Source organism: Streptomyces sp. NPDC094034 (assembly GCF_040303865.1).
In the GTDB taxonomy this organism is placed as follows: domain Bacteria; phylum Actinomycetota; class Actinomycetes; order Streptomycetales; family Streptomycetaceae; genus Streptomyces.
This window is the reverse complement of sequence record NZ_JBEOUD010000002.1, coordinates 233,394-255,520: the sequence shown is the minus strand read 5'-3', so window position 1 is coordinate 255,520 and position 22,127 is coordinate 233,394. Positions and strand designations below refer to the sequence as shown.

Genomic DNA, 22,127 nt, shown 5'->3' with positions numbered 1-22,127 from the left:
AGAGTTGCGAATCGATCACACCCGCCGTCCCGTCGCCCCGCCTCACGGCCAGAGCAACTCCCTTACCCACAGGCCCCCTTCGCGCCGGTAGCGCAGCCGCACATGCTGTCGGCGCGCGTCGCCCTGGAAGAACTCCGCCTCGTCCGGCACGAGCGTGTACGCGGTCCAGGACGGCGCCCGCGCGTCCGGCTCGCGCCGTGCCCGCTCCCACGCCGCCGCGCTCGCCTCCGCCAACTCCGCGGCCGAACACAGGACTTCGCTCTGCCGGCCGACCAGCGCCGAGGCTAGCGCTCCCGTCGAACGGACCCGCAGATCCGCGCCGCTCTCCTCGGCGCCTGCCGTGCGTACCTCACCTCGCAGGCGTACGGCACGTCCCTGCGTCGCCCAGTAGAAGCCGAGCGCGGCCTCGGGGCGCGCGGCCAGTTGGCGGCCCTTGCGGCTGGTCGCGTGCGAGGCGAAGTGCCAGCCCCGCGCGTCCGCGTCATGCAGCATCAGGGTCCGTACATCGGGCCGGCCCTGTTCGTCGGCGGTCGCCAGCGTCATCGTGTGCGGCTCGGGCTGGCCGGACGCGACCGCCTCGGCGAACCAGCGGTGGAAGAGCGGCAGTGGCTCGTCGGGCGCGCCCGCCGGATCGAACGCGGGCAGTTCGGTGTCCCAGACGGGCTGGGCGCGCAGCAGGGCGCGGAAGGTCTCTTGCCGCCGGTCGTCGTCCACGCGGGCCATTCAACCTCGTCCGTGCCGCCGCCCATATCACCGCGCTCGGAGTGGTTCGAGGCGTGGAGTGGTACGGGACTCGGAGTGGTTCGAGGCGTGGAGTGGTACGAGACTCGGAGTGGTTCGACCGGCTGGGGTGGAGCGGCTGACGCCTTCTGGGGTGTTCCCCGCGGAGGAGGCGGGTGCGCTGACCGGAGCGCTGGTTAAACGGCTGCTGCCGCCGGCATGACAGAACGGGGGAGGGGCACGCGGTACGCACGTACCGTGGCCGCAGGCCCGGGCGCCGGCCCGCTTCGGCGGGTTGCCTCAGTTGGAGCGCGCTACTTCTGGAGCGGGTTACATCTGGGGAGCGTTACTGCTGCGGAGCGTTACTTCGTGGGCTTCTTGCCGGTGACGCTCAGATGGACCAACTGGGCGAGCGTAGGCCGCAGTTCCGCCTGCTTCACACCCCAGCTCTGGAAGCCCTTCTGGTGCGAGGCGACCGAGGCGAGCAGCACGACCAGCGAGCCGGCCAGCGCCGCCGGACTGATGTCCTTGTCGACCCTGCCCTTGGACTGAAGCTCCTTCACGGAATCCGTGAGGGAGCCGGTCACGGAGTTCAGGATCTTCATGCGGATCTTGTTGAATCGCTTGTCGCCCTCCGCCGCGCCCAGATCGACCACCCGGAGGATGGCGTCGTGTTTGCGCCAGAAGTCGAGGAAGCCGTCGACGAGTTCCTCGGACGTCTGCCAGCCGGCCTTGCCGGCCCAGGAGCGGCCGGAGACCAGCTCGGTCAACCCGGTGCCCTCCTTGGCCATTTCCTCGGCGATCTCAAGGACAGCGCCCTCGACGTCCGGGAAATACTGGTAGAAGGTCGCGGGTGACGTGCCCGCTTTGCGGGCGACATCGATGACTTTGACGTCCCGGTACGGCGAGGAGCTGAGCATCTCGCCGAGGCAGTCGAGCAGCTTCTGCCGCGTCGCCTGCCCGCGTCGACCAGCCACGCGGCCGTCGACGGTGCGCACTTGTCCTGTCATGCAGTCAGCTTACCGAGGGGTGATCCGAGCGCGATTTGGCCGAGTGCAAATGGGGAATCGGCCATCGCGGACCGGGAGCGGACCGGGAGCGGACCGGGAGCGGACCGGGAGCGGACCGGGAGTGGACCGGGACCGGACCGGGACCGGGTCGGCGGTGGACCGGGAGTGGACCCGGGGGCCGGGCCGGCCGTGGGTGGGGGCTCGCGGGGTGATCCGGGAGGCGGGCGGCGCGGGCGCGGGCTTGAATAGTGTTATCAACAGCCTGTGGACAACTTCGGTGGATAACTCGGGGTGGCGGCGAGTTCACGCTGCGATAGTGAAGCAACTGTTCTCTTTATCCATACGGAAGGAGTCCGGGACATGGACGCATTCGCGGAAGGCACGCCGTGCTGGGTGGATGTGTCACTCCCCGATCTGGAAGCGGGCAAGCGCTTCTACGGGGAGTTGTTCGGCTGGACCTTCGGCAGGGCCAGGGGCATGGAAGACGGGCACTACACCCTGGCATTCAGCGGCGGGAGGCGCGTCGCGGGCCTTGTCGCCAAGCGGGACGGCCGGATGCCGACCGTATGGACCATCTATTTCGCCACCCCGGACGCCGACGTGCTCAGCGCGAGGATCAGGGAGGCGGGCGGCCAGCTGGTGCGGGAGCCGATGGCCGTCGGACGGTTCGGTGTGATGGCGCTGGCGGCGGATCCGGCCGGTGCGGTCTTCGGGTTCTGGCAGGCGGGCGAGGACCTGGGCTTCGAGAAGACGGGCCTGCCCGGATCCTTCTGCTGGACGGAGGTCTATACGAGGGACAAGGAGCGCGTCGACCCGTTCTACGAGAGGGTCTTCGGCTTCCGGGGCAAGGATCTGCCGGGATCCGGCATCGACTTCCGGCTGTGGTCCCCGGCCGGTTCCGCGCCGGGCACGGAGAGTGCGATCGGCGGACGCAGCGTGATAACGGACGCGTTCCCGGCGGAGCTGCCCGGCCATTTCCTCAGCTATTTCTCGGTCCACGACTGCGACGAGACGGCGGCGACGGTCGTCCGGCTCGGCGGCAGGATCACCGCACCACCGTTCGACATCGACCACGGACGGATGGCGGGGCTGCTGGACAACCAGGGCGCGTACTTCGCCGTGCTGGCCGAGCCGAAGCGTGAGCGGGAGCGCGCGCCGGAGCAGACGGCGGCGAAGGCGGCGGCCTCCCCGGCGGGGGCGGCGGCCGAGGAGGCTGAGGGTGCGACAGCCGGGTCGGCGGCGGGCGAGCCGGCGGGCGCGACATCGGGGGCGACATCGGGCGCGGAGCCCGCGCCGGAGCGGGAAGGGGAGCAGGAGAGCACATGAGTGTCCGGATCGAGGTGAGACACCCCGATCCGCCCCCGGGTTCGCAACCGGCGCCTCCGACAGGAAGAATCAGGGGGCACGGGGCCGTACCTTTGTGGCCCGTACGGGGAGGTGGCAGGCAAGTGGAGCAGCTGACGCAGCACGACCCGAGGCGCATCGGCCCTTTCGAGGTGCTCGGGCGGCTCGGAGCCGGCGGCATGGGGCTGGTCTATCTCGCGCGCTCGGCGTCCGGCCGCCGGGTGGCGATCAAGACGGTACGTACCGAGCTTGCCGAGGACCAGTTGTTCCGGGTCCGCTTCACGCGAGAGGTGGAGGCCGCGCGCGCCGTCAGCGGGTTCTACACCGCCGCCGTCGTGGACGCCGATCCCCGGGCCGCCGTGCCCTGGCTGGCGACGGCGTATGTGCCCGCCCCCTCGCTGGAAGAGATAGTGAGTGAGTGCGGTCCGATGCCGGCGCAGGCGGTGCGCTGGCTGGCGGCGGGGATCGCGGAGGCCCTCCAGTCGATCCATGGCGCCAATCTCGTGCACCGCGACATGAAGCCGTCGAATGTGCTGGTGGTGGAGGACGGGCCGCGGGTCATCGACTTCGGTATCGCCTCCGGCGTCTCCAACACCCGGCTGACCATGACCAATGTCGCCGTGGGTACGCCCGCGTACATGTCGCCCGAGCAGGCCCGCGACTCGCGCAGTGTGACAGGGGCCAGCGATGTCTTCTCGCTCGGCTCGACCCTCGTCTTCGCCGCCACCGGACACGCGCCGTTCCATGGCGCCAACCCCGTCGAGACGGTCTTCATGCTGTTGCGCGAGGGCCCGGACCTGACGGGGCTGCCGGAGGAGCTGAGGCCGCTCATCGAGGCGTGCATGAAGATGGACGCCTCGCAGCGGCCCTCGCCCGCCGATCTCCAGGCCCAGCTGGCTCCCCATCTCTTCGCCTCGGGCGGTGACGACAGCGGCACGGCGTCGGCATGGCTGCCGGATCTCGCCACCGCGATGATCGAGCGCCGCAGGGCCGGCGGCCGGGGGCCCGCACCCGCCGTACGGCACGCCGGTGCCGGTGCGGGGCCGGGGGTCGGTCCCGGCGCGGTCGCCGCCGTACCGCCGAGGCCCGCGCACGAGCCGCCGGTGCCCGCGCAGGCGGCCCCCGACTGGGACGCCGCGTGGCGGCCCGGCACGGCGCGACAGGGCGGTGGCGGCGGGAACGAGAGCCAGCACGCGGGCCGGTCCGACGAAGCGGCCGCGATGTCGCCGCCGGCGCTGCCGCACGCGCCCCGCTCCGCGCCGCCGGAGGGCCCGCTCAGGCTGGCGGGGTCGCCCGTGCCGATCGGTCCGGGACCTCGGGTCGCGGACACGCGCGTCGGCGTCGGCGGCGCCGACGCGGGCCCCGCCACGGGCTGGATCCGGCCGCCCGCCGGGCTGAACGGTACGGATGCGCTCACCGGCGTCGCGCCCCCCGCCGCACCACCGGTGCCCGCGCCCGCCGCGCCTCCTGAAGGCGCTCCCGGCCGCTGGCGGCCCTGGCGGTTCCGGATGTCCAATGACGTCTGGGGCACACCGGTCGTCGACGGCGATCTGCTCTATGTCACGTCCTTCGAGGTGCACGCGCTGGATGTGGCCAGCGGACGCCGCCAGTTCAAGACCAGGGACGTGGCGTGGGCGATGGCTGTCGCCGGTGGCCGGATCCACGCCTCGGACGGGCCGACGCTGTACGCGCTCGACGCCGCGGACGGCGCCGAGCGCTGGCGGCTCCAGACCGACGCCTGGGTGTACTCCCTGAAGGTCGACCGGGGCACGGTCGTCACGGGTACGCGCGGCGGCGGCGTCCAGGCGTGGGAGGCGTCGAACGGCGACAAGCTGTGGGAGACCGCCGGGGCCCAGACGGACTTCGAGACACCGGAGGCCGGGCCCGCGATCCACGACGGCACGGTGTACGTGTGGAAGGACGCCCGGCTGCTGGCGCTGGACGCGCGCACCGGCACCGAGCTGTGGTCGTACCCCATCGGTGACGCCGCCTCCTGCGGGGGCGTGCCCGTGCGGGTACGGCCCGCCGCCGACGGCCAGTTGTATGTCTCGGCCGGTACGCGCGTGCTCTCCATCGATCTGGTCAGCGGGCATGTGCGCTGGCACTTCGAGGCGCCCGCGGTCTTCCTCTCCCCGCCCGCCTTCGCCCCTGGGCCGGCCGTGACGGGCGGCGGTGTCTATCTCGCGGACTATCTCGGCACGGTGTACGCGCTGGACGCCACCACCGGCAAGGACCGCTGGCGCATCGCGACGGAATCCCGGCAGTCGATCGAACCGGTGCTGGTCGCGGACGGCAATGTCCATGTCGGCAGCGGCAGCGCGCTGTACACGCTGGACGCGGTGACGGGCACGCCCAAGTGGCGCTTCGCGGCGGGCGGCGAGGTCATCGGCGCGCCGGTCGTCGCCGACGGCCGGCTGCACTTCGGCTCGGCCGACCATGTCCTCTACACGCTGGACGCGAGCGGTGGCCAGCTGCGCTGGAAGCTGGCGACGGGCGGCGAGATCACGGGCTCGCCCGTGGCCCAGCGGGGCGTGGTGTACGCGTGCAGCAAGGACCGCTGTGTCTACGCGCTGGACTCGGTGAAGGGGACGGCCACGGGGCGCGGGTCCCGCTGAGGCGGCGCCGCGGGTCCCGCTGAGGCGGCGGTCGCCCTGAGGCGGCGGTCAGCGCGCCCGTGGGGTGTCGGGCGGATCCTCGGGCGGCGGTCCGGTCGGCGGTGTGGAGCTCGGGCTCCACTGCTCGTCGGTGACCCGGGGGAGCGACTGGGTGTCGCCGTCGTGCGGCGACCACTCCTCCGGGGGTGAGGACGGCGGCGGCTGGGGCTCGTATCCGTAGGGCTGGTACGCGTACTGGTCGTATCGCCCCGAGGGCCCGGACGGCTGCTGGTACTGCGGCCGCTGGTACTGCGCTTGCTGGTACTGCGCGTGTTCGTACGGCGCGTGCTCGTACGGCTGTTCGTGCGGCGCGTGCTCGTAGGCGGGCTGGTGCGGCTGCGGGGGCTGATACCGCTGCGGGTACGGGGCCTCGTAGTCGTACGGGGGCTCCTGACTCCGCCACAGGGCGCGGCGCCGGCGGCCGCTCATCACCAGCGCGGCCAGCAGCAGGAGCATCCCGCCGCCGGCGGCGTACGCGACGCCGGTGCCCAGGCCAGAACCGCCGGCGGTGACGTCGAGGCCGTCCGCCGACTGGCCCTGGCGCACCATCCACAGGACCGTGGCACCGAGCACGACAAGACCGGCCAGCGCCACCAGCGCGCGCGAGCGCAGCACCACGCCGCACAGCGTGACCAGGGCGGCGAAGAGGAAGGGCCCCGCGAGCGAGACAAAGACGCTGGAGCCGTTGCCGGAGATGCCGTTGAACAGGTCGGTGACGGGGAAGTCGCTCCCCTCCCGGCCGTCATACCAGGGACGGAAGGGACTGAGGACGGCGGCGGCCGCTCCGATGAGAGCGAGCAGCGAGCCGAGGATGTTACGGACCATCGCCGGCCCTCCTTCGCGGTGCGTGATCGTGCTCCGTCAGCGACGCTACGCCGCGTATCCGGCCCTCGCCACGCGACGGCGGGCGCCCACCGCGCCGCCGGGGGCGCCCGCGCCCCAACTGCGGGCGCGGCGCGCGTGTTTGACAGGTCCACGAGTGCGTCGCACCCTGAGCCATCGGTGAAAGTGCGTACATACGGGGGGTGTGTCGATCGTGATACGTCGACGTCTGAAAGTCGCGGTCGTACTGGTCGCGGTGGTGCTGGCCCTGACGGGGTTCTCGTCCTCCACGGGCGGTAAGAGCGGCAGAAGCGGCAAGAGCAAGGGATCGAGCGGCGGCGGGGGTGGCTGCTCCAACTCGAAGAAAAGCAACGGTTCGTACTCCGACTCGGACTACGACTCCGATGACGACTACGGCTCGTCCGGCAGCTCGTACGACCCGACGCCCACGGCGACGGCGGGCGCCGAGGCGCGGATCGTCAGCTGCGTCAGCAAGGCGAAGGGCAAGCGGAAGGCCGTCACCTACGCGACCGTGCGCGTGTCGGCGGGACCCGGTCCGACGGACACCTACGAGGTCGACGTGACCTTCGAGGACGCGGCGGGCTCGGTCGTCGACTTCGGCGACACGACGGTGGAGCTGGACGGCGGGGAGACGACGACGGTCAGGGTCCCGATGGACAGCCCGAAGCAGGTCGCGCGGGTACGCGAGTGCGAGCCGACGATTAAGAGCTAGAGCGTGCCCCACGACACGAGAAGGGGGCCCGGGCGAGATCGCCCGGACCCCTCTCCATGCGCGGTGCGCCTCAGGTGGCGTGAACGTCGCTGGTCGTGGCGTCGCCGCCGGTGGCGTGCGCGTCCTGGACGGAGACACCACTTCCCATGGTGGTGGCGTGCGCGTCCGCCATGGCCGGGGAGGCCGTAGCCGCCGCGGCGGCGAGCGCGACAGCCGCTGCAACGAAGAACTTCTTCGTACGCGTCACTTCAACTCCTGAAAGTGGGCTCGTCGGTCGTTCTCGACCCTCAGTACCCTAAGTATTAGGGCACGCGTGTTCGGTCGATATGGCGGTTTACGCCCATCGAATGGCGTGAATGCGAGGTCGTCGGACATGCGGCGGCCGCGGCGGCTCCCCCTCCGCGCCGCCGCGGCCACCTCCCCCGCGAGGGTTAGGTCCCTAGGTGCTCAGGCGCCCGGCTTGAACGGCTCGGACGTGGCGTGCTGGTCCAGCGTGCCGATGCCGCCACCCGTGGCGTGCTGGTCCTGAGTCGTGGCCGTGCCTTCTTCTTCCGTACCCGTCGCGTGCTGGTCCTGCGGCTTGACCGCCGTGTCCTTCTTCTTGATGTCGTCCATGATCGCTATCTCCCGTTAGCTGCTCTGCGTGGCGGATCGGCCGTACCCGCCCGGCGGTTCCCCCGGGGACCGCCGGGCGGGCACACAAGGCCGCATACGTTAGCGCCGCGGCCCCTCGCCGATCCGTGCGCCCCCCGATTCGGCGGACCGACAGGAGAGACGATGCCGTGGCGCGATAAACGAACGATGAACGGCCTGACGCGGGACCTACGCGGCCGCCATGGGCCTCAGTAACGCGCGGACCTCGCTCGCCTCGGGCGACCCCAGAGCCTCGTATATCGAGAGCGCCTCTTGCCAGCAGACCTGGGCGCGGCCCGTCTGCCCTATGCCGCTGAGCGCGCGGCCGAGCACGGTCAGTACATTGCCGCGGCGCCACTCGCCTCCGATGTCGCGGAGTACGGTCAGCGCCATTTCCGCGTTCGACGCCGCCTGCGCCATCTTGCGGGCGGAGATGTCGATCTCGGCCAGCCGGAAGAGCGCCATGCCCTCCCACAGCCTCTGACGGCTGTCCCGGAAGACGGCGAGGGCTTCGTCGAGCCGTTCCGCCGCGTCGGACAACTGTCCGCCCTGGGCGAGCGCCAGCCCCAGGGCATAGCGGCCGTTCGCGCCGCGGAACGTGTGCCCCAGGGCGTCGTAGATGTCGATGCCCTGCCGGGCCAGGGCGATCGCGCTGTCCGTGCGCCCCGCGGCCAAGCGGATGCGCGAGAGATTGCACAGCGCGCTCGCTTCGCCGGGAAGGTCCCCGTCGCCGCGGAAGTTGTCGATGGCCATGGTGAGATGCCGCTCGCCGTCGGCGTGCCGGTGCTGATAGAGCGCGATGATTCCCCGGACGTTGGGCGCCCAGCAACCGGGGGGCACGTCGCCGGTCGTGGCGGCGCGCCGCATGGCCGCCGCCGCCTCTTCCTCGGCCTGGTCGAAGCGGCCCGCCACACTGTGCACGTTGGCCAGCGTCATCAGGGCGCGCCCCTCGGCCCACGCGTCGCCGCGGACACGCGCGGCTTCCAGGACGACTCTCGCCGATGCCTCGTAGTCCTTCGAGTTGGCGCCCGACTCGCCGAGGTCCAGCGCCGCCCACAGAAGGTCCACCGCCCGCCGCAGCGTCGGTGTGTCCGCGCACTGGCGTACGAACGCCAGCAGGCAGTTGGCCTCCGCGTACAGCCAGTCCTGCGCGTCGTGCCGGTCGGTGAAGGACAGGCCCGGGTACGTCGTCGGCTCCAGATGGTCCACCAGACGGTCACCCGGGCGCTCCAGGGCGAATACGCTCGCGGCCGTCGCCAGGTAGAAGTCCAGCAGCCGCGAGAGCGCCGCCTCCCGTTCCGAGGGCGGCTGTTCGTCGCGTTCCGCGCACGCACGCGCGTACAGGCGGACCAGGTCGTGGTAGCGGTAGCGGCCCGGGGCCGCGGATTCCAGCAGCGAGGTGTCGACCAGTGATTCCAGCAGGTCCTCGGCGTCGTGCAGCGGCAGGTCGAGTATGGCCGCCGCCGCGGCCAGCGAGAGGTCGGGGCCGTCGGCCAGGCCGAGCAGGCGGAAGGCGCGGGCCTGGGCCGGGTCCAGGGCGCCGTAGCCGAGTTCGAAGGTCGCCTTGACCGCGAGATCGCCCGCCTGGAGTTCGTCCAGCCGGCGCCGCTCGTCGGCGAGCTTCGCCGCGAGGACCGAGACCGTCCAGGTGCGGCGGGCCGCCAGCCGGGACGCCGCGATCCGGATGGCCAGGGGGAGGAAACCGCACGCCGCGACGACATCCAGCGCCGCCTCGCGCTCGGCGGTGACACGCTCCTCGCCGACGATCCGGGTGAAGAGCTGAAGCGCCTCCTCCGGCGACATCACATCGAGGTCGACCAGATGCGCGCCCGCCAGATCGACCATTCTGACCCGGCTGGTCACCAGCGCCGCGCAGCCCTCCGTACCCGGCAGCAGCGGGCGGACCTGCGCGGCGTCCCGGGCGTTGTCCAGCAGGACCAGGATGCGCCGGCCGTCGAGCGTCGAGCGGTAGAGCGCGGAGCGGTCGTCGAGGGAGTCGGGGATCGCGGTGTCGGGCGTGCCGAGCGCCCGCAGGAACGAGCCGAGGACGTTCTCCGGCTCGGCGGCCCGGGTGCCCGCGCCCTGAAGGTCCACGTACAGCTGACCGTCGGGGAAGTACGTCCGTGCCGCGTGCGCGACATGCACGGCCAGGGTCGTCTTGCCGACGCCGCCGATCCCCGCGAGCGCCGAGACCGCCATCACGGACCCCTCGACCGTGGAGAGCCGCTTGCCCAGCTCCCGTACGAAGGAGACGCGACCGGTGAAGTCGGGCACGGTCGCCGGGAGCTGCGCGGGTCGCGTGAAGGTCGCGGGCGGCGCGGGCTGCTCGACGGGGCGGGCCAGTTCGGCGTCCGCCTGGAGGATGCGCCGCTGGAGCCGGGCGAGTTCGGGACGCGGGTCGACGCCCAGCTCCTCGGCGAGCAGCCGGCGCGTGTCCGCGTAGACGGCGAGCGCCTCCGCCTGCCGGCCGCTGCGGTAGAGCGCGAGCATCAGCAGCTCGCGCAGCCGCTCCCGCAGCGGGTGAGCGGCGGTCAGGACGGTCATCTCGGAGACGGCCTCCGCGTGGCAGCCGACCTCCAGGTCCAGATCGAGCCGGGTCTCGGTGAGCTGGAGGCGCCACTCCTCCAGCCGGGCGCGCTGCGTCTCGGCGTACGGGCCGGGTACGGAGGCCAGCGTCTCGCCCTCCCACAGGTCCAGCGACTTGTTCAGCAGCTCACGGGCCTGGTTGCGGTCCCCGGCTGCGCGGGCCTTCTCCGCTTCCCTGGCCAGTTCCTGAGCCACGTTCAGATCCAGCAGATCCGGCCGGTTCCGCACCGCGTAGCCGCCGGCCTCGGTGACGAGCACGCCGGAGGAGAGCATCTTGCGCAGGCGCGAGGCATAGGTCCGCACGGCGGCCAGCGCCTGCGAGGGCGGGTCGTCGCCCCAGAGCGCGTCGATGAGTTCACCGGCCGTGGCGGTATGGCCGTCACGCAGCAACAGGGCCGCGAGCAGGGCGCGTTGCTGCGGCGACCCGGGCGGCACCGGCTCGCCGCCGCGCCAGGCGCGTACCGGTCCGAGCACGCTGAAGCGCAGCTCGCCGAAGTCACCCGGCACGGCCGGAGCCCGCTGCTCCGGTACGCGCGGCCCGCCGTCACGTTCCATAGCTCCCCCTGCCTGCCACTGCCGGTATCGCCCTCGACAGTCTGCCTTGTCGATGGCTGTGCGTCAGCAGTGAGTGGGGGTCTGCACAAGCCCTCGACAGGTCGGGACCGCCGTCGACCCGGGTGAAGCGGAGCGCCGTACTTCGTTTGACCAGTGGGTATGGGTATGACGGTTACCAACGACGGTGACCAACGACGATGACCATCGCTGGTACGGACGACGAGGAGGCAGCGGCTATGACCGATGTGATCGTGGTGGGTGCCGGTCCGACCGGGTTGCTGCTCGCGGGGGATCTCGCGGCCGCCGGACACTCGGTGACCCTGGTCGAACGCCGCCCGGAAGCCGTCGGAAATCTCACGCGCGCTCTCGCCGTCCACGCCCGCACCCTGGAGCAACTGGACGCGCGCGGGCTCGCCGACGAGCTGGTGGCGCGCGGATTCCCGGTGCGGGAACTGCGGCTGCTCACGCGGGCGTCCATTGATCTGAGCCGGTTGCGCAGCCGCTTCCCGTACGTCCTGATCGTCGGACAGTACGAGGTGGAGCGACTGCTCGAACGGCGTGCCCGCGAGGCGGGTGTCACCTTCCTGTACGACAGCGAGGTGACGGGCGTACGGCAGGACGAGGACGGCGCGGCGGTGGAGGTGCGGGCGGGCGGGGCGCAGGCCGGGCCGGGGTCCGGGGCCGAGCCCGAGCCCGGGTCCGGGTCCGGGGCCGGGGCCGAGCCGGGGGCCCGGGTGCTCCGCGCCTCCTATGTCGTCGGCACGGACGGCGTCTCCAGTACCGTCCGCCGCTCCCTCGGACTGCCCTTCACCGGCCCGTCCGTCATCCGCTCCATGGTGCTGGCCGACGTCCGGCTGACCAGGACGCCCCCCGCCCCGCTGATGGCCAACGCCGAGGGCGACTTCTTCGCGCTGATCGGCTCGTTCGGCGACGGCTGGTACCGCGTCATGGGCTGGAACCGCGACCGGCAGCTCCCCGACACCGCGCCCGCCGATCTCGATGAGGTGCGGGAAGCCGCACAGCGCGCACTCGGCTCCGACTACGGCATGCACAGCCCGCGCTGGATCTCGCGCTTCCACAGCGACGAACGGCAGGCGCCGCACTACCGCGTGGGGCGCGTCTTCCTCGCGGGCGACGCCGCGCACGTCCATTCCCCGGCCGGGGGCATGGGGATGAACACCGGCCTTCAGGATGCCGCGAACCTCAGCTGGAAGCTGTCGGCCGTGCTCGACAGACGCGCGGGCGACGCGCTGCTCGACACGTACGAGGCGGAACGCCACCCGGTCGGCGCCATGGTGCTGCGTGCCAGCGGGCTCATCATCCGGTCCGCGCTGACCCGCTCCGCCCCACTGCGCGCCCTGCGCTCGATCGGCTCTCAACTGCTGGCCCGAGTACGTCCGTTCGCCGACAGGGGGATGCGGGTGGTCAGCGGCATCGGCATCGCGTACGCCTCCCCGCGCGGCGCCCACCCGCTGGTCGGCAGGCGCGCCCCCGACCTGGCGCTGTCGTCCGGACGGCTGTACGAGGCGCTGCGCGCGGGCCGGTTCGTGGCGGTGGGACCGCGTGGGGGCGCATCCGTACGGTCGGCGGTGCCGGACGACGGCCCGGCGCTGTACGCCGAGTTCGCGCACAGCGCCACGCGAACGCTGCTCATCCGGCCCGACGGCTATATCGCCTGGGCGGCCGACCACCCGGACCCGGCGGGCCTGCGCCACGCCCTCACGGAGTGGACCGGACAGCGGACCGGACGGCCGTAGCGCGGCGGGATCTGCACGCGCCAAACCGGATCGAGGTATCCACGACCCGGTGGACGAGGACCCGGCGGCCCGGGACGTAAAAAGCTCTCAAGAACCCGGGTAAGAACCCATCCCAACCGCCCCCTCTTCCCCAAGCGGTCCTCGTCACTCGCACGGGTGAAGATGGCAACATGTGGTCAAAGGTGGCGTGTTGGTGTGGTTACGCTCAGCGACGTACTCCAAAACCAATTCGGCCCCCGGCCGGGACTGGCATCCCGATCGAGGGCCTGACCACCCAGGAAGAAAACGGCTTCCCGATGGCTCTTCAGCAGCTTAACGCGCCCTCGCGCGCCCAGTCCGGCATTCCGGCGACCGTTCCCCCGTCCGGGGTCGCCCATCAACGGCACCGGCACACCGAGAAGTTCACCGTGATCGGCAACCACCTCGCCCAGCACGAGGGAATGTCGCTGGTCGCGCTGGGTCTCGGGGTGTATATCCAGTCGCTGCCCGATGGGGTGAACGTCGGCATCAAAAGCCTCGCCGCGCGGTTCGAGGAGGGCGAGGTGGCGATCGCCAAGGGGCTGCGGCAGCTGGAGGCGTACGGCTACCTCAGCCGTACGAGGGAACGCACCCCGCAAGGCCGCTGGGTGACGAGGACGGTGGCGTACGACATGCCGGGGGCCGTGATCCAGCAGCCGACGACGCCGAAGCCGATGCCGACGCGGAAGCCGACGCCGACTCCGAGCGCCGCCCCGGCTCCCCCCACCACCCCGGCCCCGGCTCCCGCCGCCACGGCCGCCCCGGCTCCCGCCACTGCCCCGGCTCCCGCCACCACCTCCGCCCTGGCCAACACCCGTCCCCCGGCCCGGACTCCGGCACCAGCCCCGCCCCTTCCCGAGCCCGGCTGCCCCGACCTCACCCGCCACCGCACCGCTGCCGAAATCCTCGCCGGACTCCGACGCCACGACCCGCGCCTGATGCTCTCCGAACGGGATGTCCGCCGCCTCGCGGGCGCCGTATCGGCCTGGCTGGAACGTGGCATCGAACCCGCCGCCGTGCAACGCACCCTGACCAGCCTGCTCCCGCAAGAGCCGATCCACTCCCCAGCGGCCCTCCTCGCCCACCGCCTCACCACCCTGCTGCCCCCGCCGCTCCCCACCGCACCGGCCCGACCACGCGTCGTCCCCCTCCAGAACTGCGACCGCTGCGACCACGCCTTCCGTGCACCGGCACCCGGCGACTGCCCCGGCTGCCAAGCAGCCTCACGGCCCGCCAGCTGAAAGGAAGTTCTGCCTATGGAGCTGAACAACGACGAAGACGGCAAGGCCACCCCGCGCACGCTGCTGGGCCGGAGGCTGCGACGGATGCGCGGCGACTCTGGGCTGTCGCTCCGTGCCCTCGCCGAGCAGGTGGGTTATCCGCACTCCTATCTCGGCAGGGTCGAGTTGGGAGACCAACTCCCGTCGGAAGCCCTGGCCATCGCGCTGGACACGCACTTCGGTACGAGCGGCCTCTTCGTAGATCTGCTGGAGCTCGCACAGGACACGTCGATTCCCGACTACGGTCGCGCGGTCGTCAGCAGCGAGGAACAGGCAACGCGCATCCAGGTATTCAACAGCAGCCTCATTCCTGGTCTGCTGCAAACCGAGGACTACGCTCACGCGCTCATTCGGGAAACGGGATCCCACGATTCGAAGGAGCAGTTGAGTGAGCTTGTCGAGACGCGTATGCGACGCAAGCGCGTCCTCAGTAAGGATAATTCACTACTTTTCTGGGCAATTATGGATGAAGCGTCGCTTAAACGCCCTGTCGGGGGCTCAAGGTGCATGGCCGAGCAAATTACCTCCATGTTTGAGGTGATGCGGATGCCTCATGTCACGGTTCAGGTGCTCCCGTTCACTCAGGGGGAGCATCCCCTGCTGGGTGGGAGTCTGAGTCTCCAAACGTTCCGGAACGGGGCTACCATCGGTTACGTCGAGAGCTTCGCGTCCGGGGAGTCGGTGGAGTCACCGAAGAGAATCCTCAGGCTTACGCAAATGCTGGACAAGGCTCGATCGAAAGCGTTGCCTGAGAAGGAATCTCTCACCCTGATGCGCACATACCTGGGAGAGTATGAGAATGCAGAAGATTCCTGACGCGTCTGCCCTTACCACGTGGCGCAAAAGCAGCTACAGCAATGGAGAGGGCGCCGAATGCGTGGAGGTCGCTGACGGCCTCATTGGCATCGTCCCCGTCCGTGACAGCAAGAATCCTCACGGCCCGGCGTTGGCTTTCTCCGCAGGTGAGTGGTCGTCGTTCGTATCCGCCGTCAAGCGCGGCGAGTTCCCTACCTGAGTCACCGACGCACGGTGGCGGGGTTAGGGACTGTCCGGGCGATCATACGCGGAGCCTTGTGCCGAGGGGTTGCGGTGTTGACGGCGCCTCTACCGACGATGCCGCGTTCGAGGCGTATCGGGCTATCGACGACGCGTGCCCTGGCTGGCGTCCTTCCGGGCGTTGGGCCCCGTGCCCGCCTCCTGGCCGCTCTGTCGAGCGGGGATGACATGACCAGAACCGGTTCCTTCGAAAGGGTGCTCGCGGAGGCGAAACGGCATGTTCACCGTTCCGCCGGGCAACCAGCAGAGGGCTTGGTCATCGCGAAGAGGAGAATGGTCATGGGACGCATGCGTACCGGTGAGTTCATGCTCGGTCACATGAACGTCAGCCACATCAACATGGTGCGGAATTCAGGAAGCTCACTGATCGTCGGCGATTCCGACGTCGGGTCCCGGCTCCGGGTGAAGGTCGTCGATGGCTGGGAGGAGGATGGGAACTGGGGCGGTTACCTCCAGATCACGCGAGGCGACTACAAGGGCTACTACCTCGACTCCAAGGACGGGTGGGTGCATCCCTACTCCAGCAAGTACGACCCGATCACCTTCGTCGACAAGGGCGACTGGTACGAGATCCGGCAGAAGCGGAACCTGAACGGAAGTGCACTCATCACCGAGGGCAAAACGCTACGGTTCCGGCCCGTTACGCCCGGGCGCTGGCACATCTTGGACAGCTAGGACTTGTCCGGCCGATCATGTGACTACTCCCTGCCCAGGTCGTTGATGTGGTCATGGGGCGGGGTGATCTGAGTGATGCCGAGTGGGAACGGCTGCGGCCGTTCCTGCCGGTCAGTAATAGGCGTTGTGGCAGGTGGAGGGATCATCGGCAGGTGGTCGACGGGATTCTGCACCGGGTTCGGACCGGTGTTCACTGGCGTGACCTGCCCGAACGGTTCGGGCCGTGGAAGACCGTCTACGAACGCCACCGTCTGTGGTCTGCTGACGGAACGTGGGAGCGTCTGCTCCAGCAGGTCCAGGCCGCAGCCGATGCGGCGGGTGAGATTGACTGGGACGTCTCAGTCGACTCCACCATCGTGCGGGCGCATCAGCACGCGGCGGGCGCCCGCACCGACCCACCACCGGTCCCCGCCTCAAAGGGGGACGAGTCAGAAGAACACCAGCACGAGAGACCGTGGCAGAGCCTCGGCGCCCGCCTGGTGGAGGTGGTGCTGGAGGTGAGGGCTTGGGGCGCTCGCGCGGTGGGTTCACCACCAAGCTCCACCTGAGCGCGGACGGGCGCTGCCGCCCACTGTCCCTGATCGTCACACCAGGTCAGCGGGCGGACTGCACGCAGTTCGAGCCGGTCCTGGAGAAGATCCGCGTCTCAAGACCCGGGCCGGGCAGGCCCCGCAAGAAGCCCGACAGCGTCGCTGCGGACAAGGCTTACAGCAATGGGCCGTGCCGCGACTACCTGCGGCACCGCGGCATCCGGCACACGATCCCGGAGAAGACCGACAGCCAGGCCGCCCGCCTGCGCAAGGGATCACGCGGCGGGCGGCCACCCGGATTCGACGAAGACCGCTACAAGAAGCGCAACACCGTCGAACGCGCGATCAACCGACTGAAACAGCACCGGGCGGTGGCCACTCGCTACGACAAACGCCGCTACGTCTACCTTGGCACCGCAACCGTGGCAGCCATCGCAGTCTGGCTCCGAACCTGACGGCACAACACACCTCAGTGTTCGCCCTCCGCCGGCCGCTGATGCCCACACGGGATCAGGTCGCCGTTCTTGTCGAAGACTTCGGCGTCGCTGCCCGAATTCACCCACACCGTGATGCCCTGATCATGCACAACCACGTTGAACGGCGAGTGTTCCGGGTCTGTCTCGGTCACGACGGTGAACTCTTCGCCCGGCCCCATCCAGTGATCAGTTCCCCACGGCTCAACCCACAGGCAGACCACGCTGCTGGTCTCGTTGCTCACGCTCGTCTTGGCCACGCTCGCACCCTAACCAGCAACATGATCGGCCGGACAAGTCCTAGCCCACCCGGCCACCGTGTGGACTGGCTGCTGGGGTATCGGACATCGACAACGACGGTACGCCGCGTGCCGGTTTGTCCGTCATGAACAGACCGCGTTTGTCTGAGGTGTGAGGCTCGTACCGGCGACGTCAACGAACGCGGCGAGCGCATCAACATTCAGTCGATGGGTTCTTCGCCCAGATCATCAGGCACGGTCTTCCGCTCGGATCACGGGCCGTAGAGAACCCCCTGATCTCGGAAGCGCGCGCCTGTCGCGTCCCCGGGCGCCACCGAGCTGACGGATGGTCACGAACAGTGCTCTACATGAGAACGCCGAAGCCTTGGGTTACAGCCTGGCCGCACCCGACGGCTCCAACGGCAAAGACTGGTCCGTCTACTTCAGCGGCTACAATCTCGCCCCCGCCCCGTCCATCAACCGACTGCGCGAACGCCTCGCCACTCACGAGGTCACCGATCAGCCCGCCGCTGGCACCAGTCTCCGGCCCGTGGCACCAGGCCGACACCGTCCTGTACAGACGGCGGTCACGACGCCTCCTCGGGCCGCTCAGGTGGACCACGAGAACACCGGCAGTGGTGAGCCCCGCCACCCGGCGCAGTCACGACGCCGCGCTTTCCCGCGCGCACGCTTCCTGGCCCGGGGCCGTTCAGGAAAGCAGGGCCGTGTCGAGGTAGTCCTGTACCGGCTCGAACAGTCCGTACGGTACGTACTGAGGGATCTCACTACGCGTGACCCAAGCGAGCTCGGCCAGCTCCTCGGTGTCCGCGATGTGCGCGATGCCGCCCACCACCTCGCAGGCCGTGTAGGACATCAGCCGGCTCGTCTTCGGGTGGACCCGTTCGCCGAGCAGCTTCACGGCGGCCACTTCCAGGCCGGTCTCCTCCTGGGTCTCCCGCACGGCGGCGTCCTCGCGGGCCTCGCCGGACTCGACCTCTCCAGCTGGGAACTGCCAGGAGAGCTGTCCCTCGCTGACCCTGCGGCGCACCATGAGCACGCGCCCTTCGCTGACGACGATGGCCGCAGCGATGCCGGGGCGATCCTCTGCGTTCGGCTGCGTCACGTCTGCTCCTCCAGAACGGCCAGGATGGGTGGGAAGATCGTATCGACGAGGATGAAGCGGGGAACCGAGTTTCTGGGGACCCACATGACGTCGATGTTCTCGACCGCGTCGGTGTTGCTGGCCTCGCCCGCCAGGTACTCGCAGAGGAAGTACTCGCACAGCACGCCTGTCACGGGGTGAAGCCGGTTGCCGAGGTGTTGCCGGACTACGCAGTGGACGCCCGTTTCGTCCAAGGTCTCTCGCACGGTGGTGGTCTCCGCCTTGCCTCCCGGCTTGATGACCCCGGCCGGGAACTGCCAGGTGGTCCCGGCGGCCTCGTCATCACGTCGGCATACCAGCAGGACATCGCCGTCGCGGATGACTACCGCGATGGCCACGCGGAGTGCCTGCGCGCCTGGTGGTGTCGAGATCGCCGGGGCCTGCTCCTTCGCCAGCATGAGCGCGAAGCGCTGTCGCGCCGCTGCGGGTGCCTGCTCGTGGGCCGTGTCGAGGAGTTGCTGCATCTCCCCGCGCGGAACGACAGGCGAGGAGTACGCCTGTCACTGCGGGCACGCCGGCCTGTTGCACGAGTGCATCGACGGAAGGGTGGGCCCCGGTAACGAGGGCTGGGGTTACATCCGCCGCTGGAGGCACATGCAGGATTGCGGTGAACGACAATCCGGCTCGGACGCTCCTCATAATCCTGCAGCCCCCCGGAGACGGCAGTCCGATGAGCTGAAGAGCTGCGCTATCGCGCCGGACAGGCATATTCCCGGCGCACCCGGTGCGGACTGCACGCAATCAGATTGACGGAGAGGAATCGGCCGCCGGTTACCCACCAGCCCCCCACGACATCGTCACCGGCCGCCAAGCGCCGTGCGATCTCATCGCGGTCGGCCGTCGGAGCGTACGTGCCCGCGAAGGTCTCGGTGTGCTGCTCCAATTGCTCGGCGTACCATTCCCCAGCTTTTTTCGGCTCGGTGAACGTCGCTTCGATCCGGGATGCGGATTTGAGCAGCCAGTCCGCGCTTTCGAGGGGCATCACCTGAGCGGACGGGAACTCCGGATGTCCCGAGCGACGATGGGCGTCGCCCGGCTTGACCAATACGTCTCCGTGACCGAGCCATACGTACGCGTGGTGGTGCGGCGCCACTTCTCTCCTTGACGTTCGGCAGGCGGCCCCGCTCGGTGTGCGGGGCCGCGCGGTTCAACGATGTGCCGTTACTTCCGGCCGCAGCCGTCGCCGTCGCCGCAGCCGCCGGAGGGGCTGCCGCCCTCGCCGTCGTCCTTGTCGGCGTCCTCTCCGCCGACCTTGACCGGCTCCATCAGGTGTCGCATGGTGACCTCCTGTGCTTTATCGGCCCCCGGTCCGTCCGGGCGTGCCGATTGGTGCAGTGCTGGGCCCTTGTGGCCCGACCCGTTCCGGTCGGCGATTCCTTCGCCGGGAGTCCGGCCGGAACGGGGGTGTAGGTACCGTTCGGAGACGGTGATGCGACCCTGACCCGATGCGGTCGCCATGGGTTGGGGGCGCCGGTACTCCCGGTGCGATCGCGCTCTCACTCCGGGGGGCCGTAATCGGGGCACAGAGAATGCCCGCATTCGCACGGGGGCCAGCGCAGTGCCGACCCCGGTACGAGGTCGGTGTTTCCCTCTCCGGGATCACACTTCGGGATGGCGAGGAGGCCGTCCGTCCCGAACTCCTCCGTCAGCTGGGCCAGGACCTTCCGCGCCTTGCTGTGTGTCATTCCGCCTCTCGCCTCAGTCCGTGGAGTACGCGCTCCAGGAGCGCCCGTGTCACCGGGTCGTACATCCGGGGGACGGATTCGGGCACGAGGCGCCAGCAGCCACCGCTGTGGACCGTGGCCTCAAGTTCGGCCCTACGGGCCGCCGTTCGAGGGGCTTGCTCGCACACGTTGGTGCTGTGCCTTCCGTCATCGCGTCGCCACCCTCTGTAGTGGTGGCTGTGCTTCAGTGAACGACTGGGCAAGCAGTGAGGGGAGGAAAAGCCGGAGCAGTGCGCGTCGGTGCCGACTGGAAATTTCGCAGTCGTCCGCTTCTGCACCAGCGGCGTGACTGACTACGGTGAAACGGTGGAGGGCAACCAGATGCTCATGAGCCGCATGGATGAAGCAGGTTTCACCCAGAACGAATTAGCCGAAGCGGTGAACGCCTATCTGCGTGCCCTCGGCCATGACGGGACCGTGAGCGACCGCACCGTGCGCAACTGGCTGACCGGAAAAACTCGCTGGCCCCATTCGCGGCAGAGGGAGGCGTTGGAGACAGTCTTCAACTGTCGGATCACTGAACTGGGATTCGCGCCTCGGGGAGAAAAAACTCCCCCGCCATCGGGACCAATGGAGGACCGTGTGCTTCGCCGCCACTTCATGAGCGCATCGGTCGGAATCCCTCTGGCTGCCGCCTCCGCCATCCCCGCCCATGGTTACACCGCGCAACGACGGGTGGGGGCCGGCGACGTGGAGCGTCTGTTGAGCAAGTTCACCTCACTCATCGTGAGCGACCATCGGTATGGCGGACAGCTCACTATCGAGAACCAAGCTTCCGACTGCGCCGGCGAAGCCCTGGCTCTGCAAAGGCGCGGCACCGCAAGCCAGCGGGTACGGGGTGCCCTGTATGCCTGCGCGGCTTCCTTCACCTCCAGCGCCATGTGGGCCGCCATCGACGGACGCCGCTTCGACGAGGCACAAAACCACTTCGACCGTGCTGCCAGCCTCGCCGCCATGTCCGGTGACAGCATGATCCAGTTCCGCATCTGGTCCCACGCGGGCAGCCTCTACCGGCACCTCGGGCGTCCTGCGGATGCCTTGGCGGCCAATGATGTGGCACGCGGCCTGCCCATCGCCCGCCGCGACCCGCTCTTCGCCTCCCTTGGGCACGCACGTCACGCGGCCATCCACGGGCTCACCGGCAGCGCCGACGCCGTCCGGCGTGGCCTTGCCCATGCCCAAGAGGCGCTTAACCGCGCCGATCCGAAGGAGTACCGGCCGGTATGGCTGAACGCCTTCTACGACCAAGCGGAGTTGGAGAGTCTCGCTCTTGCCGCGTACCTGAGTTTGGGTGACTTCGAGCAGGCCGAAGCCCATGCCCATAGAAGTCTGGCCTTGCTCAGGCCGCACATGCACCGCACGCGAGCCATCACCACGGCCCGGCTTGCGCACGCTCAACTCGGACAAGCGGATCTGGAACCCGCCATCGAAACCGCGATGTCCATTCCCACCGACGTCCTCACCAGTCACCCACGCGTTGCCAGAATGCTTGGCGACTTCGGTATCAAGCTGCACACCGCCGCGCCATCCAGTTCGCAAAGTCGCGCTTGGGACCAGTACACCCACGACTTCCGAAGGAACAACACGTGACCGTCAATGGCATCGCACTACGCCATGCATTCGAGGCGCAGCCCGTGTGGCACGAACTCATCGAGGTCTACGCCGAAGTACGCGCTGATCAGCTTCACCAGCCACACTACTCAGTGGAGCGGTATGGCGAGCGGCTGGCCCGGCATGCCTCCGAGCCTGGATGGGAGGCCGTCATCGCGTACCACGGCCGGGAGCCGGTGGGGTATGCGTACGGGAACACACTCCAGCCTGATGACCGCTGGTGGCGGCGTATGACCACCGCCCTGCCTGCGGGATGCACTGCCACGTCCACCCTGGCGCTGAAGGAGATCATGCTCCGTAAGCCCTGGCGAGGCACTGGCACCGCCCTGCGGATTCATGACGAACTGCTCGCGCACCGGCCGGAGGAGCAGGTCTCCCTTCTTGTGAACCCGCAGGCCGGGAACGGAAGAGTGAGGGCGCTGTATGAGTCGTGGGGCTACGAGACGATCAGCGAGCAACAGCCCACCGCCGATGGGCCCGTCCTCACCGCCATGCTGCGCGCCATCCAGAGGACCGCGCCCTCTTCAAGCGGTCCTCTGAAGTAG

20 protein-coding genes and 1 pseudogene are annotated in these 22,127 nt (G+C 69.6%); 11 read left to right on the top strand and 10 right to left on the bottom strand.

Translation table 11 applies throughout. From position 1 onward, the window contains the following. Positions 1-42: 42 nt before the first annotated feature. Together ABTZ59_RS03535 and ABTZ59_RS03530 are read right to left on the bottom strand one after the other, a co-directional pair. Entirely contained in the window at positions 43-723 is a 681-nt protein-coding gene (locus tag ABTZ59_RS03535; protein WP_351389634.1) for a pyridoxine/pyridoxamine 5'-phosphate oxidase, read from the bottom strand. A 359-nt stretch (positions 724-1,082) separates the two neighbouring features. Beyond that, complete coding sequence (locus tag ABTZ59_RS03530) at positions 1,083-1,730, bottom strand: TetR family transcriptional regulator (protein ID WP_351389631.1); 648 nt, start codon at positions 1,728-1,730, stop codon at positions 1,083-1,085. A 360-nt stretch (positions 1,731-2,090) separates the two neighbouring features. Between ABTZ59_RS03530 and kbpA the strand changes: the two genes are divergently transcribed. Both kbpA and afsK read left to right on the top strand, forming a co-directional pair. Then, the gene (gene kbpA / locus ABTZ59_RS03525; protein WP_503001919.1) at positions 2,091-3,056 is read left to right on the top strand and encodes an AfsK-binding protein KbpA; all 966 of its coding nucleotides are present in this window, start codon (positions 2,091-2,093) and stop codon (positions 3,054-3,056) included. Between the two features lie 122 nt (positions 3,057-3,178). Further along, positions 3,179-5,689 (top strand): protein serine/threonine kinase AfsK, encoded by a 2,511-nt coding sequence (afsK, locus tag ABTZ59_RS03520; protein WP_351389628.1) that lies wholly within the window; start codon positions 3,179-3,181, stop codon positions 5,687-5,689. A gap of 48 nt (positions 5,690-5,737) precedes the next feature. Here the strand turns inward: afsK and ABTZ59_RS03515 are convergent, their stop codons facing one another. After that, complete coding sequence (locus ABTZ59_RS03515) at positions 5,738-6,553, bottom strand: hypothetical protein (protein ID WP_351389625.1); 816 nt, start codon at positions 6,551-6,553, stop codon at positions 5,738-5,740. A 211-nt stretch (positions 6,554-6,764) separates the two neighbouring features. Here ABTZ59_RS03515 and ABTZ59_RS03510 point away from each other — a divergent pair, with 211 nt between their 5' ends. Then, entirely contained in the window at positions 6,765-7,283 is a 519-nt protein-coding gene (locus ABTZ59_RS03510; protein ID WP_351389622.1) for a hypothetical protein, read from the top strand. Between the two features lie 70 nt (positions 7,284-7,353). On the opposite strand, the gene ABTZ59_RS03505 is transcribed toward ABTZ59_RS03510, so the two are convergent. From ABTZ59_RS03505 to afsR, 3 genes are all read right to left on the bottom strand, one after another. Next, positions 7,354-7,530 carry a hypothetical protein gene (locus ABTZ59_RS03505; RefSeq protein WP_249952073.1) on the bottom strand — a complete coding sequence of 59 codons (177 nt, stop codon included), beginning with the start codon at positions 7,528-7,530 and terminating at the stop codon, positions 7,354-7,356. A 200-nt stretch (positions 7,531-7,730) separates the two neighbouring features. Beyond that, positions 7,731-7,898, bottom strand: a complete 168-nt coding sequence (locus tag ABTZ59_RS03500) for a sigma-like protein (RefSeq protein ID WP_351389618.1) — start codon at positions 7,896-7,898, stop codon at positions 7,731-7,733. Positions 7,899-8,105: 207 nt separating this feature from the next. After that, entirely contained in the window at positions 8,106-11,057 is a 2,952-nt protein-coding gene (afsR, locus tag ABTZ59_RS03495) for an SARP-family global regulator AfsR (protein WP_351389615.1), read from the bottom strand. A gap of 197 nt (positions 11,058-11,254) precedes the next feature. Here afsR and ABTZ59_RS03490 point away from each other — a divergent pair, with 197 nt between their 5' ends. The 6 genes from ABTZ59_RS03490 to ABTZ59_RS03465 all read left to right on the top strand — a co-directional run bounded on the left by ABTZ59_RS03490 (position 11,255) and on the right by ABTZ59_RS03465 (position 16,828). After that, entirely contained in the window at positions 11,255-12,814 is a 1,560-nt protein-coding gene (locus ABTZ59_RS03490; protein WP_351389611.1) for an FAD-dependent oxidoreductase, read from the top strand. A gap of 296 nt (positions 12,815-13,110) precedes the next feature. Beyond that, positions 13,111-14,073, top strand: a complete 963-nt coding sequence (locus ABTZ59_RS03485) for a hypothetical protein (RefSeq protein WP_351389607.1) — start codon at positions 13,111-13,113, stop codon at positions 14,071-14,073. A 15-nt stretch (positions 14,074-14,088) separates the two neighbouring features. Next, a complete protein-coding gene (locus ABTZ59_RS03480) occupies positions 14,089-14,928 on the top strand; it encodes a helix-turn-helix domain-containing protein (protein ID WP_351389604.1) in 840 nt (279 codons plus the stop codon). Next, on the top strand, positions 14,912-15,127 hold the full coding sequence (locus ABTZ59_RS03475) for a DUF397 domain-containing protein (RefSeq protein WP_503001914.1): 216 nt from the start codon (positions 14,912-14,914) through the stop codon (positions 15,125-15,127). Before ABTZ59_RS03480 ends, ABTZ59_RS03475 begins: the two co-directional genes overlap by 17 nt. A 320-nt stretch (positions 15,128-15,447) precedes the next feature. Continuing rightward, complete coding sequence (locus ABTZ59_RS03470) at positions 15,448-15,843, top strand: hypothetical protein (RefSeq protein ID WP_351389598.1); 396 nt, start codon at positions 15,448-15,450, stop codon at positions 15,841-15,843. A gap of 53 nt (positions 15,844-15,896) precedes the next feature. Continuing rightward, a protein-coding gene (locus ABTZ59_RS03465; RefSeq protein ID WP_503001911.1) for an IS5 family transposase occupies positions 15,897-16,828 on the top strand; the annotation gives its coding sequence in 2 pieces (ribosomal slippage) (positions 15,897-16,232 and positions 16,235-16,828; 930 coding nt in all). Positions 16,829-16,842: 14 nt separating this feature from the next. Here ABTZ59_RS03465 and ABTZ59_RS03460 read toward each other — a convergent pair. From ABTZ59_RS03460 to ABTZ59_RS03445, 4 genes and pseudogenes are all read right to left on the bottom strand, one after another. Then, the gene (locus tag ABTZ59_RS03460; RefSeq protein WP_351389595.1) at positions 16,843-17,106 is read right to left on the bottom strand and encodes a hypothetical protein; all 264 of its coding nucleotides are present in this window, start codon (positions 17,104-17,106) and stop codon (positions 16,843-16,845) included. A 688-nt stretch (positions 17,107-17,794) separates the two neighbouring features. After that, complete coding sequence (locus ABTZ59_RS03455; RefSeq protein WP_351389593.1) at positions 17,795-18,208, bottom strand: NUDIX hydrolase; 414 nt, start codon at positions 18,206-18,208, stop codon at positions 17,795-17,797. Then, positions 18,205-18,729, bottom strand: a pseudogene (locus ABTZ59_RS03450) (NUDIX hydrolase); the annotation flags it as partial. The gene ABTZ59_RS03455 and the pseudogene ABTZ59_RS03450, both read right to left, overlap by 4 nt. A gap of 206 nt (positions 18,730-18,935) precedes the next feature. Next, positions 18,936-19,340, bottom strand: coding sequence for a hypothetical protein (locus ABTZ59_RS03445; RefSeq protein WP_351389590.1), 405 nt, complete (start codon positions 19,338-19,340; stop codon positions 18,936-18,938). 916 nt (positions 19,341-20,256) lie between these two features. Here ABTZ59_RS03445 and ABTZ59_RS03440 point away from each other — a divergent pair. Together ABTZ59_RS03440 and ABTZ59_RS03435 are read left to right on the top strand one after the other, a co-directional pair. Next, positions 20,257-21,561 (top strand): NsdA family TPR-like regulatory protein, encoded by a 1,305-nt coding sequence (locus tag ABTZ59_RS03440; RefSeq protein ID WP_351389588.1) that lies wholly within the window; start codon positions 20,257-20,259, stop codon positions 21,559-21,561. Beyond that, a complete protein-coding gene (locus ABTZ59_RS03435; RefSeq protein ID WP_351389585.1) occupies positions 21,558-22,127 on the top strand; it encodes a GNAT family N-acetyltransferase in 570 nt (189 codons plus the stop codon). Before ABTZ59_RS03440 ends, ABTZ59_RS03435 begins: the two co-directional genes overlap by 4 nt.

Excerpts from the sequence above, each read along its gene's own strand:
- afsR (WP_351389615.1), bottom strand. The coding sequence starts at position 11,057 with ATGGAACGTGACGGCGGGCCGCGCGTACCGGAGCAGCGGGCTCCGGCC.
- ABTZ59_RS03485 (WP_351389607.1), top strand. The coding sequence starts at position 13,111 with ATGGCTCTTCAGCAGCTTAACGCGCCCTCGCGCGCCCAGTCCGGCATT.
- ABTZ59_RS03470 (WP_351389598.1), top strand. The coding sequence starts at position 15,448 with ATGGGACGCATGCGTACCGGTGAGTTCATGCTCGGTCACATGAACGTC.
- ABTZ59_RS03535 (WP_351389634.1), bottom strand. The coding sequence starts at position 723 with ATGGCCCGCGTGGACGACGACCGGCGGCAAGAGACCTTCCGCGCCCTG.
- ABTZ59_RS03475 (WP_503001914.1), top strand. The coding sequence starts at position 14,912 with ATGCAGAAGATTCCTGACGCGTCTGCCCTTACCACGTGGCGCAAAAGC.
- ABTZ59_RS03490 (WP_351389611.1), top strand. The coding sequence starts at position 11,255 with ATGACCATCGCTGGTACGGACGACGAGGAGGCAGCGGCTATGACCGAT.
- ABTZ59_RS03480 (WP_351389604.1), top strand. The coding sequence starts at position 14,089 with ATGGAGCTGAACAACGACGAAGACGGCAAGGCCACCCCGCGCACGCTG.
- ABTZ59_RS03530 (WP_351389631.1), bottom strand. The coding sequence starts at position 1,730 with ATGACAGGACAAGTGCGCACCGTCGACGGCCGCGTGGCTGGTCGACGC.
- ABTZ59_RS03500 (WP_351389618.1), bottom strand. The coding sequence starts at position 7,898 with ATGGACGACATCAAGAAGAAGGACACGGCGGTCAAGCCGCAGGACCAG.
- kbpA (WP_503001919.1), top strand. The coding sequence starts at position 2,091 with ATGGACGCATTCGCGGAAGGCACGCCGTGCTGGGTGGATGTGTCACTC.
- ABTZ59_RS03515 (WP_351389625.1), bottom strand. The coding sequence starts at position 6,553 with ATGGTCCGTAACATCCTCGGCTCGCTGCTCGCTCTCATCGGAGCGGCC.